General features: G+C 61.4%; 10 protein-coding genes and 3 tRNA genes. 4 read left to right on the forward strand and 9 right to left on the reverse strand.

Going from position 1 to position 13,985, the window contains the following annotated elements:
- Positions 1–33: 33 nt before the first annotated feature.
- Both ACS92L_RS08335 and ACS92L_RS08340 read left to right on the forward strand, forming a co-directional pair.
- Positions 34–1,665, forward strand: coding sequence for a gamma-glutamyltransferase family protein (locus ACS92L_RS08335; protein WP_438764186.1), 1,632 nt, complete (start codon positions 34–36; stop codon positions 1,663–1,665).
- Between the two features lie 141 nt (positions 1,666–1,806).
- A complete protein-coding gene (locus ACS92L_RS08340) occupies positions 1,807–2,841 on the forward strand; it encodes a tRNA dihydrouridine synthase (protein WP_438764188.1) in 1,035 nt (344 codons plus the stop codon).
- Positions 2,842–2,971: 130 nt separating this feature from the next.
- On the opposite strand, the gene ACS92L_RS08345 is transcribed toward ACS92L_RS08340, so the two are convergent.
- From ACS92L_RS08345 to ACS92L_RS08385, 9 genes are all read right to left on the reverse strand, one after another.
- Positions 2,972–3,048, reverse strand: a tRNA-Arg gene (locus ACS92L_RS08345).
- Positions 3,049–3,079: 31 nt separating this feature from the next.
- Positions 3,080–3,156 (reverse strand) — tRNA-Arg (locus ACS92L_RS08350).
- 70 nt (positions 3,157–3,226) lie between these two features.
- Positions 3,227–3,319: transfer RNA gene (locus ACS92L_RS08355), tRNA-Ser, on the reverse strand.
- 113 nt (positions 3,320–3,432) lie between these two features.
- A complete protein-coding gene (csrA, locus tag ACS92L_RS08360) occupies positions 3,433–3,624 on the reverse strand; it encodes a carbon storage regulator CsrA (protein ID WP_438764189.1) in 192 nt (63 codons plus the stop codon).
- Positions 3,625–3,834: 210 nt separating this feature from the next.
- Entirely contained in the window at positions 3,835–5,085 is a 1,251-nt protein-coding gene (locus tag ACS92L_RS08365; protein WP_438764190.1) for an aspartate kinase, read from the reverse strand.
- Between the two features lie 31 nt (positions 5,086–5,116).
- Positions 5,117–7,723, reverse strand: coding sequence for an alanine--tRNA ligase (gene alaS, locus ACS92L_RS08370; protein ID WP_438764191.1), 2,607 nt, complete (start codon positions 7,721–7,723; stop codon positions 5,117–5,119).
- A gap of 271 nt (positions 7,724–7,994) precedes the next feature.
- Positions 7,995–8,441 (reverse strand): regulatory protein RecX, encoded by a 447-nt coding sequence (locus ACS92L_RS08375; protein WP_438764192.1) that lies wholly within the window; start codon positions 8,439–8,441, stop codon positions 7,995–7,997.
- Between the two features lie 96 nt (positions 8,442–8,537).
- Positions 8,538–9,611 (reverse strand): recombinase RecA, encoded by a 1,074-nt coding sequence (gene recA / locus ACS92L_RS08380; protein WP_438764194.1) that lies wholly within the window; start codon positions 9,609–9,611, stop codon positions 8,538–8,540.
- Between the two features lie 144 nt (positions 9,612–9,755).
- Positions 9,756–10,259, reverse strand: coding sequence for a CinA family protein (locus ACS92L_RS08385; RefSeq protein WP_438764195.1), 504 nt, complete (start codon positions 10,257–10,259; stop codon positions 9,756–9,758).
- A gap of 240 nt (positions 10,260–10,499) precedes the next feature.
- Here ACS92L_RS08385 and mutS point away from each other — a divergent pair, with 240 nt between their 5' ends.
- Positions 10,500–13,049: a DNA mismatch repair protein MutS gene (gene mutS / locus ACS92L_RS08390; RefSeq protein ID WP_438768442.1), complete on the forward strand. Its 2,550-nt coding sequence runs from the start codon at positions 10,500–10,502 to the stop codon at positions 13,047–13,049.
- A gap of 167 nt (positions 13,050–13,216) precedes the next feature.
- Positions 13,217–13,540 carry a ferredoxin FdxA gene (gene fdxA / locus ACS92L_RS08395; RefSeq protein WP_438764196.1) on the forward strand — a complete coding sequence of 108 codons (324 nt, stop codon included), beginning with the start codon at positions 13,217–13,219 and terminating at the stop codon, positions 13,538–13,540.
- Positions 13,541–13,985: the final 445 nt, after the last annotated feature.

Here is a 13,985-nt window from a genome sequence, read left to right on the forward strand (position 1 = left end):
TTTGATCGATAACAATCCCAAAAGGGAGCCTTCATGCATCACGCCTTTTCACACCAGAACCCCTACCCCTCCTGTCGCAGTGCCACCTATGCCCGCCACGGCATGGTCGCGGCCTCCCAGCCTCAGGCCGCTCAGGTCGGACGCGATATTCTCGCGCTCGGGGGCAATGCCGTGGACGCCGCCATCGCCACCGCCGCGGCGCTGACCGTGGTCGAGCCCACCGGCAACGGTATCGGCGGAGATGCCTTCGCGCTGGTCTGGATACAAAACGACGAGGGCGGCGGCCAGCTGCACGGTCTCAACGCCAGCGGCGTCGCCCCGAGCGCGCTGACCCGCGACGCCGTGCTTGATGCCGGTCACGAGCAGATGCCGCTTTATGGCTGGACGCCGGTCACGGTGCCCGGCACGCCGTCGGCCTGGGCGGCGCTGTCCGAGCGCTTTGGCAGGCTGGCCTTCGAGGATCTGCTGGCACCGGCGATCCGCCTGGCCCGTGAAGGTTTTCCGGTGTCGCCGGCGATCAGTGAACAGTGGCGCCGCGCCGAAAAGCGCTTTCGCCCGGTGTTTACCGATGCCGCCACGAAAGAGTGGTTTTCGCTGTTCACCCCCGAGGGCCGCGCCCCACGGCCCGGCGACATGTTTAAAAGCGAACGTCACGCCGAAACGCTTGAATCACTGGCACAAACGCGCTGCGAGAGCTTCTATCGTGGCGAACTGGCCGAGAAGATCGATGCCTTTTCGCGCGCCACCGGCGGCTATCTACGCGCGACCGATCTGGCGGCACATCAAATCGAGTGGGTGGACCCGATCAGCGTGAACTACCGCGGCGTGGACGTGTGGGAGATTCCGCCCAACGGTCAGGGCATCGTGGCGCTAATGGGGCTTAACATCATGGAAGGCTTTGATGATCTACACAGCCGGGACGACCTGAGCGTGCTGCACCGCCAGTGTGAGGCCATCAAGCTTGCCTACGCCGACGGCCATGCCTTCGTGACTCACGCCGAGCACATGACCACTCGTATCGAGGATCTGCTAAGCAAACGCTACGCCCAAAGCCGCCGCCAAAAGATTACCGACACGGCCATGGACCCGAGCCCGGGCGCGCCCCATGCCGGCGGGACGGTCTATCTGGCCACAGCCGACGGTGACGGCAACATGGTCTCGTTCATTCAGAGCAACTATCACAACTTCGGCTCGGGGGTCGTGGTGCCGGAAACCGGCATTGCGCTGCACAACCGCGGACACGGCTTCAGCCTCGAGGTTGATCATGTCAACGTGGTGGCGCCCAACAAGAAAACCTTTCACACCATTATTCCCGGCTTTTTGACCCGAAACGGCCAGGCGCTGGGGCCCTTTGGCGTCATGGGCGGGTTCATGCAGCCTCAGGGGCACATGCAGGTGGTCATGAATCTGCTCGATTTCGGTCTCAATCCACAGGCGGCGCTGGATGCCCCGCGCTGGCAGTGGACCGGCGCTCGCCGCATCGGCGTGGAGCACGGCTATCCGGTCCATCTGCTGCGCGAGATGGCGCTGCGCGGACACGAGATCGACTACGCCTTTGATCCGACAGGCTTCGGCCGGGGTCAGATCATCCTTCGCGACCCGGTCACCGGTATCCTGTGTGGCGGCACCGAGCCGCGCACCGATTCGGCCATCGCCGTGCTATAGCACCGCCATGACACACGCCCCGCGCCCCTGTCGCATCAACTTCAGGGACCGGGGTCCTGCCAGAATACGCGCACCGCTTGTCATTGCGGTCAACATGCCTATGATGGCGGCGCCAGTCACGACTACCCCGGATCCCCTGCCATGCCAGCCACGCCCCTGTTTTCTCTTGCAGCCGATACTTCGCCTCGAGCCGGCCTGATCGGTCTTGCGCCCATGGAGGGCGTCATTGATGCGTTAACGCGTGAGCTTTTGACCGAGCCGGGCGGCCTTGACTGGAGTGTCACCGAATTCGTGCGCATCACCGACGCCCGCCTGCCGCCCCGGGTCTTTCAGCGCATCTGCCCGGAGCTTGATACGGGCAGTCGAACCCCCGGCGGCATGCCGGTTCATCTGCAGCTGCTGGGCTCCCAGCCCGACAAGCTGGGCGAAAACGCCCGCGTGGCGGCGTCCCTGGGGGCACCGGTCATCGACATGAATTTTGGCTGTCCAGCGAAGACGGTCAATCGCCATGACGGTGGCGCAGCACTGTTGCGCTCGCCCGAGCGCGTCTATCGCGCCGTACAGGGCGTTCACGAGGCACTGGAGGGAACAGGCGTGCCGGTGACGGCCAAGCTGCGCCTGGGGTTCGAGGACAAGACGCTGGCACTTGAGTGCGCCCGCGCCGCCGAGGATGGCGGCGCTCAGCGTCTGGTGGTCCATGCCCGCACGCGTCGCGAGGGCTATCGCCCCCCGGCGCACTGGGAGTGGGTCGGACGCATTCGCGAGCAGGCCAATGTGCCGGTAGTGGTCAATGGCGACATCTGGACGCTGGAAGAGTACTGGCGAGCGCGGGAGGTGAGCGGCTGTCGCGACGTCATGCTGGGGCGGGCAGCGCTGGCCGACCCATGGCTTGCCAGACGCATTCGTCACTGGCAGCAAACGGGGGAGCGCCTGACGGCAACGCGCTGGCAGGACCGCAGCGCCTTTCTGGCCGCTTATGCCCGGCGTATTGATCCCGCCCTGCCCTCAAAGGTGGTGGTGTCGCTTTTAAAGCAGTGGCTCAACATCATGCGCCAGCACGATAGTGAAGCGGGCGAGCACTTTCAGCGGCTTCGTCGCATCACGGCGCTGGAGGACTTCATGACGGCGCTGCAGGAAGAGACGCCATCCTCGAAGATCGAGACAACAGCGCGCTGACAGGCTGCCCCTGCAGGAACATCGTCCGGAGCACGTCAGTTGCAGCAGCGCGCTGGCGTGTGGCACTGCCAGACTGACAAAAGGGCTAGAACGCAGAAAGCCCCGTCCTTTCGGACGGGGCTTTGGAATCTGGCGCGCCCGGGAGGATTCGAACCTCCGACCACCTGATTCGTAGTCAGGTACTCTATCCAGCTGAGCTACGGGCGCAGATAAAACAGTGTCTTGCATCTTCAGCTGATGGCGCGCCCGGGAGGATTCGAACCTCCGACCACCTGATTCGTAGTCAGGTACTCTATCCAGCTGAGCTACGGGCGCAACAAAAGTACTGCAGATTGAATGTTGTGTTCGCCTGTGAAGGCGGGCTTTCAACATTCGATACCGATGATGGCGGAGAGAGAGGGATTCGAACCCTCGATAGGGCTATAAACCCTATACTCCCTTAGCAGGGGAGCGCCTTCAGCCACTCGGCCATCTCTCCTCGATCGGTACGGCGCGCATATTACCGAGTTTAACCTTCCCTGTCCAGCCCCGAGTCAAAAAATCTTGTGATTCAATACATTCGGCTGAACACCAGCGCTGACACGCGCGCTATTAGACCGGGTCGTTCTCGCTGTCGCCCTTTTCATGCTGGATGCGCTGGTAGATCTCTTCACGATGCACGGAGACATCTCTGGGCGCGTTGACCCCCAGGCGGACCTGATTGCCCTTGACGCCGAGCACGGTCACGGTAATTTCATCGCCGACCATGAGTGTCTCACCCACGCGGCGAGTCAGGATGAGCATTGCGACCTCCTTTTCATTGCTGCTTCCCTATACATATATGCATATAGATCGTGCACCGGACCAAATTAAGCGGGGCATTATGCGATAAGCCGAACCATGATCCAACCTATGTTATCCCGACCGCTCATCTTTTCCGGTACACGATCACTGGTTCAGTGTGGCAGAAAGCCCTGCAAGCACCACCCTGGGACCGGGTATTGGCGAGTTTTTTTAGCGCTCCTCGCTTACATCTTCCCTGTCAAGGCCAAAAGCGGTGTGCAGCGAGCGCACAGCAAGCTCAAGAAACTTCTCGTCAATCACAACGGATATCTTGATCTCTGACGTTGATACCATGCGAATATTGATGCCTTCGTCGGCCAGCACCCGGAACATGCGAGTGGCGACGCCTGCATGAGAACGCATCCCTACCCCGACCAGCGACACCTTGGCGATCTTGTCATCACCGCGTACTTCGCCGCCGCCCAGTGACGGAATCACCTGCTCCTGCAAAATGCGCTGGGTCTGGCGAAAATCGTTTTTCGCCACCGTAAAGGTAAAGTCAGTGTAGCCGCCCGTAGGTGCGACATTCTGAACAATCATGTCGACTTCGATGTTGGCGTCCGAAATCGGTCCCAGAATGCGTGAGGCAACGCCGGGGACATCAGGGGTACTGACAACGGTCAGCTTGGCTTCGTTGTTGTTGAAGGCGATCCCCGAGATCAGTGGTTCTTCCATGTTGGCAATCTCTTCATCATCTGCAGTAATCAGGGTTCCCGGCCCTTCCTGGAAGGAGGACAGAACACGCAGCGGGACGTTGTACTTGCCGGCAAACTCCACGGCACGAATCTGAAGTACCTTGGAGCCCAGGCTGGCCATCTCCAGCATTTCCTCGACCGTAATGCTTTCAAGCCGACGCGCCTTGGCGCAAACGCGGGGGTCAGTGGTATAGACACCATCGACATCGGTATAGATCTGGCACTCGTCGGCCTTGAGGGCCGCTGCCAGCGCCACGCCGGTCGTGTCGGAGCCGCCGCGACCCAGGGTGGTGATGTTGCCTTCACTGTCAACGCCCTGAAAGCCTGCCACGACCACGACCTGGCCTTCGTCAAGATCGGCGCGCAACTCATCGGTTTCGATGCGTTGAATGCGAGCGCGGGTATGTGCACTGTCGGTACGAATGCCGATCTGAGCGCCGGTATAGGAGGTCGCCTTGACCCCCAGCTGGTGCAGCGCCATGGCCAGCAGCGAAATCGTGACCTGCTCGCCGGTCGACACCAGCATGTCCATTTCACGCGGCGTGGGCTCTTCATTGATCTGTGAGGCCAGCTCGATCAGGCGGTTGGTTTCACCGCTCATGGCCGAGACCACTACCACGATCTGGTGGCCCTGATCACGAAATCCCTTGACCTTCTCGGCCACCGCCTTGATGCGCTCGACGCTACCTACCGAGGTACCGCCAAATTTTTGTACATAAAGCGCCATGGATGCTCCCTTTGATTAATGTATTGGACCATCATCCCTTGAGTGTGTCGGCGACCCACTGACGCGCTGCCTGCAACGCATTGTCCACGCCACTGACATCGCTGCCGCCGGCCTGGGCCATATCGGCGCGACCGCCCCCGCGACCGCCCACCATGGGCGCGATGGCGCTGACGAGACTGCCGGCACTGAGTCGATCCACCAGATCCTTTGTGACACCCGCAATCAGGTTGACCTTGTCATCACCGGCCACTGCTAGCACGACCACGCCGGAACCGAGCCGGTTTTTCATCTGATCCATGACGCCCCGCAGCTCCTTTGCGCCCACGCCTTCGAGCTGACGGGTCAGCACACGGACACCATCGATCTCCTCGGCCGCTTCCAGCAGGTCGTTGCCGGCCTGGCTGGCCAGTTTGGCGCGGTTGCGCTCAAGCTCGCGCTCGAGTTCACGATTGCGCTCCAAAAGCGTGCCCACGCGCGATTCGAGCTGATCGGGACGGGCGCGCACCTGATCGGCCAGGCGCGTGACCAGTGACTGCTGATCACGAAACCAGCGCAGCGCCGTGTGCCCGGAGATGGCCTCGATTCGACGCACCCCTGCCGCCACGCCGGTTTCGCTGACCAGCCGAACCGGTCCGATATCACCGGTGCGCATGACATGGGTACCGCCGCAGAGCTCGATGGAGAAATCATCGCTGCCCATGGTCAGCACGCGCACACTCTCACCATACTTGGCCTCAAACAGGGCCTGAGCGCCGAGCTTTCGCGCCTCATCCAGCGTCATCAGCTGTGTGGTCACCGGCGTGTTGGCCATGACCTCATCATTGACCATCGCCTCGACGCGCTCGAGCTCGTCCGGCGTCATGGCCTCGTTGTGGCTGAAGTCAAAGCGTAGCCGCTCATCGCCCACCTGTGAGCCCTTCTGCTGCACATGGGTGCCCAGCACCCGCCGCAGCGCCTCGTGCAGCAGGTGGGTGGCCGAGTGGTTACGCATGATGGCATGACGGGTCGGCACCTCAACGTGGGCCTCTACCGCGGCCTGCGCCGGCATGACGCCTTCGCTGACCTCCCCCAGATGCACAAAGTGCTGACCGCGCTTTTGGGTATCGCGCACGTTGAACACGACGCCCGGTAGCGTCAGGGTGCCGCGATCGCCGATCTGGCCGCCGGACTCGGCGTAAAAGGGCGTCTCATCCAGCACCACGGCGCCGCTCTGGCCGGCCTCGAGCTGCTCGACCTGCTCACCCTGATCGTTGAGCAGCGTCAGTATCTGTCCGCTGGATGTCAGACGCTCGCGCCCGACAAACTCGGTGGCGCCGTCCAGATCGATATCGGCTTCGATACGCGCGCCGAACTGACTGGCAGCACGGGCACGCTCACGCTGCGCCTCAAGCTCGCGCTGAAAGCCGGCCTCATCGAGGGCGATATCGCGTTCACGGGCAATGTCGGCGGTCAGGTCGTAGGGAAAGCCGTAGGTGTCGTACAGCTTGAAGATGGTCTCGCCGTCCAGCTCGTTCGACTCAAGTCCGGCCAGCGCCTCTTCGAGCAGGCGCATGCCGTTGTCCAGCGTCCGGGCGAACTGCTCCTCCTCTTTCAGCAGCACCCTTTCGATCTGCTCACGACGCGCGTGCAGTTCGGGGTAGGCCTCGCCCATTTCCTCATCCAGGGCCGCGACCAGGCGATGGAAAAATGACTCACGCACGCCCAGCTTGTGGCCGTGACGCACGGCGCGACGAATAATGCGACGCAGGACATAGCCGCGCCCCTCGTTGGAAGGCATGACACCATCCACGATCAAAAACGCACACGAGCGGATGTGATCGGCAATGACGCGCAGCGACGGCTGGTGGATGTCGTTCTGGCCGGTAATCTCTGCGGCAGAGGCCAGCAGGCGCTTGAAAAGATCGATCTCGTAGTTGGAGTGCACGCCCTGCATGACGGCCGCAATACGCTCAAGCCCCATGCCGGTATCGATGGAGGGACTGGGCAGCGGCGTCATGGTGCCCTGAGCGTCGCGGTCATACTGCATAAAGACCAGGTTCCAGATCTCGATATAGCGGTCGCCGTCCTCATCCGGGCTTCCCGGCGGGCCACCAAACACCTCCGGGCCGTGGTCGAAAAAGATCTCCGAACTCGGCCCGCACGGGCCGGTCTCGCCCATCTGCCAGAAGTTGTCTTCATCAAGTCTTGAGAAGCGATCGGCGCTGACGCCCACGTCGTTGAGCCAGATATCAGCGGCTTCATCATCGCTGACATGCACCGTCACCCAGAGCTTCTCGGCAGGCAGCCCCAGATTGACGGTCAGGAACTGCCAGGCGTAATGAATGGCGTCACGCTTGAAATAGTCGCCAAAACTGAAGTTGCCCAGCATTTCGAACAGGGTGTGGTGGCGCGCGGTGTAACCGACATTGTCGAGATCGTTGTGCTTGCCGCCGGCCCTGACACAGCGCTGAGCTGATGTTGCCCGCACATAGGGCCTGGGATCACGTCCCAGAAAGACATCCTTGAAAGGCACCATACCGGCATTGGTGAAAAGCAGCGTGGGGTCGTTGTCAGGCACCAGAGAACTGGAAGGCACCTGGGTATGGCCGTGCTGTTCAAAAAAATTCAGAAATGCTTGTCGTATGTCGGCGCTTTTCATGGGCTTCCCGTAAACGATGGGTCAGGTCATTTAAAATGAGGCAACGAGCGATGCATCGGGTAACGCCACAAAGGCGTTACCGGTCGTCAACATGCGCCTCGAGGGGTGACCCTCATGATCTTTTGGTCTCACCTGTCAGCGCGCCGTAGCGTGCATCCGCTCGGTGAGACGAATTTTGGCGGCTTAATGTATCAGTATGTCGCATCCGGGTGCGACACTCCGCATACGCTCCATTTTGCCTCATACCGGGCGTGACCGCTAAATCGACACGTCACGACGACCAGGCCGTTCGCAGGGCGCTACTGCACTGCTGGCCGTTAAAACCCCTTGAGGCCAGAAAACGCTGGCGTTTGGCACGTGCTTTCATGTCATCTCCGGGCCCGTCAAAGCGTCGCTGGAGCGCCTCAATGGCAAGCGCGGTCCAGTCGGCGTCACTTTCTTCCAGCGCATGGGCAATCATCTCGCGTTCGATCCCCCGACCCGAAAGCTCGGCGCTGATCTTGCGCGGGCCCTGCAGTCGCGCGATGCGCGAGCGCACAAAATGTTCGACAAATCGAGCATCGGACTGAAAGCCGTCCGCGGCGAGACGATCCAGAAGCGCCGTGACTTCCTCGGGGGAATGCTCATGGCGCAGCAGCCGCTCCTCGAGCTCGCTGCGGGTATATTCGCGCCGGGCCAGCAGTGCAATGGCCTCTTCATAAGGCGTTCTTTGTGACATCACTGCCCTCCCTGTGCGTATCATTCGTTGAAACAAAAAGGGGGCACGCTGCGTTGAGCGTGCCCCCTTTCCATACTACCGCCAGATAATGTCGGCCTACAGCAGCTCGTCGCCGCTGGCCTCAGCATCCGCCGGCGCTTCGGCGTCTTCTGCCTTCTCTTCTTCCTTCGTTTTCGGTGTGCTCAGAAGCTGGCCGCGAATGGCGTCCTCGATTTCCTGCATCACCGCAGGGTTGTCTTCAAGATACTGCGCGGCGTTGGCCTTGCCCTGCCCGATCTTGTTGCCCTTGTAGCTGTACCAGGCGCCGGCCTTGTTAACCAGGCTGCACTGGACGCCAAGATCGACTACTTCACCGGCATGGTAGATGCCCTTGCCGTACATGATCTGAAACTCGGCCTGACGAAACGGCGGGGCGACCTTATTTTTGACGACCTTGACGCGGGTTTCGTTGCCCACGGCCTCATCGCCCTGCTTGACCGAACCGGTACGACGGATGTCCAGACGCACGCTTGAGTAGAACTTGAGCGCGTTACCACCGGTGGTCGTTTCGGGATTGCCGAACATGACACCGATTTTCATGCGGATCTGGTTGACGAACATCACCATGCAGTTGGCATTTTTGATGTGTCCGGTCACCTTGCGCAGCGCCTGTGACATCAGACGCGCCTGAAGGCCGACATGGGAATCGCCCATCTCGCCTTCGATTTCGGCACGCGGCGTCAGCGCGGCGACCGAATCGACCACGATAACATCCACACCGCCGGAGCGAACCAGCATGTCGCAGATCTCGAGCGCCTGTTCGCCGGTATCGGGCTGGGAGACCAGCATGTCATCAAGATTGACGCCCAGCTTTTCGGCGTAGGCCGGGTCGAGGGCGTGTTCGGCATCGATAAAGGCGCAGGTCTTGCCCTGCTTTTGCGCCTGAGCGATGACGGACAGGGTAATGGTGGTTTTACCCGAGGCCTCGGGCCCGAAAATTTCAACGATACGCCCATAGGGCAGACCGCCTATGCCAAGGGCGATGTCCAGTCCGAGCGAGCCGGTAGAAACGGCGGGCAGCGCCACGCGAGGGGTATCCCCCATGCGCATGACGGCCCCCTTGCCGAACTGGCGCTCGATCTGGGACAGCGCTGCATTAAGCGCCTTGGAGCGGTTGTCATCCTGTGCCATGTTGGCCCTCCTGTCGGGTCAGCCTGACGCTGACACGTCACTAAGCTGTATGCTTATCCAGTATTTTAAACCAAAAAGATGGTCTGTCACATCCCCATGGCAACTTATTTCATCACATGTCCATGAAGGCCGCATGACCCTGCATCAGTCAAAGGGGTTCTCTTCAAGACGCTCGATCAGCCCCTTCAGGGCCAGGGCGACGGCTTCGCGACGCACATCGAGGCGCTCGCCGTTGAGGCGATAACACTGTGCCTGGCTCTGGGTGGCATTGCCCCAGGCAAGCCACACGGTGCCGACCGGCTTGTCCGGTGTACCGCCACCGGGCCCTGCCACGCCGCTGATCGCCACGCCCAGATCCGCACCGCTGTCGCGACAGGCCCCGCGCACCATTTCATGGACCACGGTTTCGCTGACCGCGCCGAAAAGCTCGAGCGACACCGACGACACCCCCAATAGACGCTGCTTGGCGCTGTTGGCGTAGGTGACATAGCCGGTCTCGAAGCATGCCGAGCTGCCGGCCACATCGGTAATGGCACGGGCCACCCCGCCGCCGGTACAGGACTCGGCGGTGGTCAGCACCACGCGCTGACGCTCACAGAGAAGGCACAGCCGGCTGGCCAGCTCCTGGATGCCTGATGCTGTTGCCATGACAACTCCCGCCGATCACATCGATTTCAGATGGCCACATGGTACTCGATCACTGCAGGCCATGGGTACGTCATGCCATATACCATCCCATCTCCTGCAGCCATGCAGGGTCCACTGTCTGCACTATAGCAATACAGGCGAGGCAACGGATCATGATAATCTCACCGTCTTTACACCTCACACGTCATTGGACAGGGTCAATTTCACGTGGCAGGCAAGACCGAGTCCCAACCAACGCCCATGATGGCGCAGTATTTTCGTATCAAGCGCGAGCACCCCAACGTGCTGCTGTTTTATCGCATGGGAGATTTCTACGAACTCTTTCATGACGACGCCAAACGCGCCGCCTCACTTCTGGACATTACGCTGACCGCCCGCGGCACCTCCAACGGTGCCCCCATCCCGATGGCGGGCGTGCCCTATCACAGCGCCGAAGGCTATCTGGCCCGACTGGTGCGCATGGGCGAATCGGTGGCCATCTGTGAGCAGATCGGCGACCCGGCGACCGCCAAGGGCCCGGTCGAGCGCCGCGTCGTGCGCATCGTCACCCCCGGCACCCTCCATGATGAGGCGCTGCTCGATGAGCGCCGCGATAATCTCGTGGCCGCACTGCATGGCGACAACGACCACTGGGGTCTGGCCTGGCTCGAGCTTTCCAGCGGGCGCTTCAGCGTGCTGGAGGTCGAAGGCGAAGGGGACATGCTCGCCGAGCTGCACCGGCTTGATCCGGCCGAGCTTCTGGTCATGGAGAGCCTGCCCCTGCCTGCACGTCTTGAAGAGCGTCCCGGCCTGCAGCGTCAGAGCGATTGGCACTTCGATCTGGAAACGTCGCGACGTCTGCTGTGTGACCAGCTTCAGGTACAAAATCTGTCGGGATTTGGCTGCGACCACATGACCCGGGCACTGACCGCCGCCGGCGTGCTGATCGACTATGTTCGCGACACCCAGCGTACGGCGCTGCCGCACATCACCGCCATTGGCGTTGAAAACCGCGACGACTCGGTGGTCATCGATGCCGCCAGTCGGCGCAACCTGGAAATCGATCGCAACATGGCTGGAGGCCAGGACAACACGCTGGCCTCGGTGCTCGACACCACCGCCACCCCCATGGGCGCCCGCCTGCTGAGACGCTGGCTCAATCGCCCCCTGCGCGATCGCGACCAGATCAACGCTCGCCAACAGGGCGTGACGCTTCTGGGCGAAGAAGACCACGTCGACTATTTCAACGACATCCTGCGCGGCATCGGCGATATCGAGCGCATCCTGGCCCGCGTGGCCCTGCTCAGCGCTCGCCCGCGCGACCTGGCCCGACTTCGCGATGCTCTCAACGCTCTGCCGGCTCTGGCCGAGCGGCTGGACGCCATCGCACCGGGCAGCGCGCTGGATGATTTATCGCGTCACATCGTGGCCTACCCGGTGCTCTCAAACACGCTGACCCGGGCGCTGATCGACAGCCCACCGGTCGTGATCCGCGACGGCGGCGTGATTCGTGACGGCTTCGACGAGGAACTCGACGAGTATCGATCGCTGCAGGAAAACGCCGGCGACTATCTGGTCCAGCTGGAGACCCGCGAGCGCGAGCGCACCGGCCTTTCCGGGCTCAAGGTGGGCTACAATCGCGTCCACGGCTATTACATCGAGATCCCGCGCGCTCAGGCGCGCGAAGTGCCGGCGGACTACATCCGCCGCCAGACGCTCAAAAACGCCGAGCGCTTTATCATCCCCGAGCTCAAGACGTTCGAAGACAAGGCGCTGTCGGCGCGTACCCGGGCGCTGGCGCGGGAAAAGCTTTTGTATGACGGCCTGCTCGAGGCGCTCAATGACGAGCTCACGGCGCTGACTCGCACCGCGCAGGCGCTGGCAACGCTTGATGTGCTCCACGCCTTTGCCGAGCGGGCACAGACGCTGTCGCTGGCCTGCCCCGTTTTACGCGAGGCGCCCGGCATGACCATTCGTGACGGCCGCCACCCGGTGGTCGAACACGTGTCGAGCCACCCGTTCGTACCCAACGACCTGCACTTTGATGACGCCACCCGCATGCTGGTGATTACCGGGCCCAACATGGGCGGTAAATCAACCTTCATGCGCCAGAATGCGCTGATTGCCCTGCTGGCCCATACCGGCTGCTTTGTACCGGCCGCCAGCGCCGAGATCGGCCCGATCGATCGCATCTTCACCCGCATAGGCTCCTCGGATGATCTGGCCGGCGGACGCTCGACCTTCATGGTCGAAATGACCGAAACCGCCAGCATCCTGCATAACGCCACCGATCACAGCCTGGTGCTGATGGACGAGATCGGCCGCGGCACCAGTACCTTCGATGGCTTGTCGCTGGCCTGGGCGGCGGCCGAGCACCTGACCGGCACGCGCGCCTTTACGCTGTTTGCCACGCACTACTTCGAGATGACCGCACTGCCCGAGCAGTCCGAGGGCGTGGCCAACGTGCATCTCAATGCCACCGAACACAATGACGGCATCGTGTTCATGCACCGGGTCGAGCCGGGCCCCGCCAGCCAGAGCTACGGCCTGCAGGTGGCCCAGCTGGCAGGCGTGCCCCGCGCCGTGATTGCGCGCGCGCGGGAAAAGCTTTTGATGCTGGAGACTCAGGACAGCGAGCGCCCGAGTACGCCTCCTCAACCAGCAGCATCACAGACAGCGCCGCAGCAGGATGATCTGTTTGCAAGCGCCCCGCACCCGATGATCGAGGCTCTGGCACAGCTGGATCTGGACACCCTGTCACCGCGCCAGGCGCAGGAATGGCTGTATCAGTGGCGCGATAAAATACGCTAATGGCGTAACAACCCGGCCCGGCAGGATACTTTAGCTCATAAGCGGCTTGTCCCCGGGCAGGCGCGCCTTCTAGAATAAGGCCCCTTTCGTGGGCCGCCCCACACCCCTTTTCAACACGGCCTGTCCCTGCACGGGCCGTGACCGCCTGCTACCCTGGAGTTCGTGACATGACCTTTGTCGTCACCGAGAACTGCATTCAATGTAAATACACGGACTGCGTGGAAGTCTGCCCGGTCGACTGCTTCTATGAAGGCCCCAACTTTCTCGTCATTCATCCGGATGAATGCATCGACTGCGCCCTGTGTGAACCGGAGTGCCCGGCCGAGGCCATCTTTTCGGAAGACGAGCTGCCGGAAGGTCAGGAAAAGTTCATCGAGATCAATGCCGACCTGGCCGAACAGTGGCCCAATATCAATGAACGTACCGACCCACCGGCCGATGCCGATGAGTGGAATGGCGTACCCAACAAGATTGAAAAACTGACGCGCTGATCCTTTTTATCGGGGCAGGCCCCTGTCCCGATTGTTCACGCTTTCTTCTCGATACGATCTCCTTTCCGACGTCAGTTCCCGCAATCTGCACGATTTTTGCGCATAAAAAAGGCGGCCCCGATGGGGCCGCCCTTGCATCCTGCGTCCTTGAGCCTGTCCGTTGGCTCTCTATCCATTGGCGTCATCCATGCGGAGAAATCGAATCCATTCGATACCCAGCGCGCCATCAGTCAATATCGTCGTTAATGTCCTGAGCAGCGCCATCCATTGGCCACCGTCAGATGAAGGCTCGATCAGCTGTGCTGATCAATAAAAGAATTTTTGAAAAAGAGTTAATCAGGTAAAAATAGCGGCTGCAGAGCCATTCTTGATCGAGAATGCTTTGCAGATCAAATGTTTATAAGGGAAGGTAGCTTCAGACCCGAATCCGGATCGCTTCGAATGC

Origin of the sequence: Kushneria halocnemicola (assembly GCF_965650455.1) — a bacterium.
Lineage (GTDB): Bacteria > Pseudomonadota > Gammaproteobacteria > Pseudomonadales > Halomonadaceae > Kushneria.

Excerpts from the sequence above, each read along its gene's own strand:
- ACS92L_RS08335 (WP_438764186.1), top strand. The coding sequence starts at position 34 with ATGCATCACGCCTTTTCACACCAGAACCCCTACCCCTCCTGTCGCAGT.
- ACS92L_RS08340 (WP_438764188.1), top strand. The coding sequence starts at position 1,807 with ATGCCAGCCACGCCCCTGTTTTCTCTTGCAGCCGATACTTCGCCTCGA.
- csrA (WP_438764189.1), bottom strand. The coding sequence starts at position 3,624 with ATGCTCATCCTGACTCGCCGCGTGGGTGAGACACTCATGGTCGGCGAT.
- ACS92L_RS08365 (WP_438764190.1), bottom strand. The coding sequence starts at position 5,085 with ATGGCGCTTTATGTACAAAAATTTGGCGGTACCTCGGTAGGTAGCGTC.
- alaS (WP_438764191.1), bottom strand. The coding sequence starts at position 7,723 with ATGAAAAGCGCCGACATACGACAAGCATTTCTGAATTTTTTTGAACAG.
- ACS92L_RS08375 (WP_438764192.1), bottom strand. The coding sequence starts at position 8,441 with ATGTCACAAAGAACGCCTTATGAAGAGGCCATTGCACTGCTGGCCCGG.
- recA (WP_438764194.1), bottom strand. The coding sequence starts at position 9,611 with ATGGCACAGGATGACAACCGCTCCAAGGCGCTTAATGCAGCGCTGTCC.
- ACS92L_RS08385 (WP_438764195.1), bottom strand. The coding sequence starts at position 10,259 with ATGGCAACAGCATCAGGCATCCAGGAGCTGGCCAGCCGGCTGTGCCTT.
- mutS (WP_438768442.1), top strand. The coding sequence starts at position 10,500 with ATGATGGCGCAGTATTTTCGTATCAAGCGCGAGCACCCCAACGTGCTG.
- fdxA (WP_438764196.1), top strand. The coding sequence starts at position 13,217 with ATGACCTTTGTCGTCACCGAGAACTGCATTCAATGTAAATACACGGAC.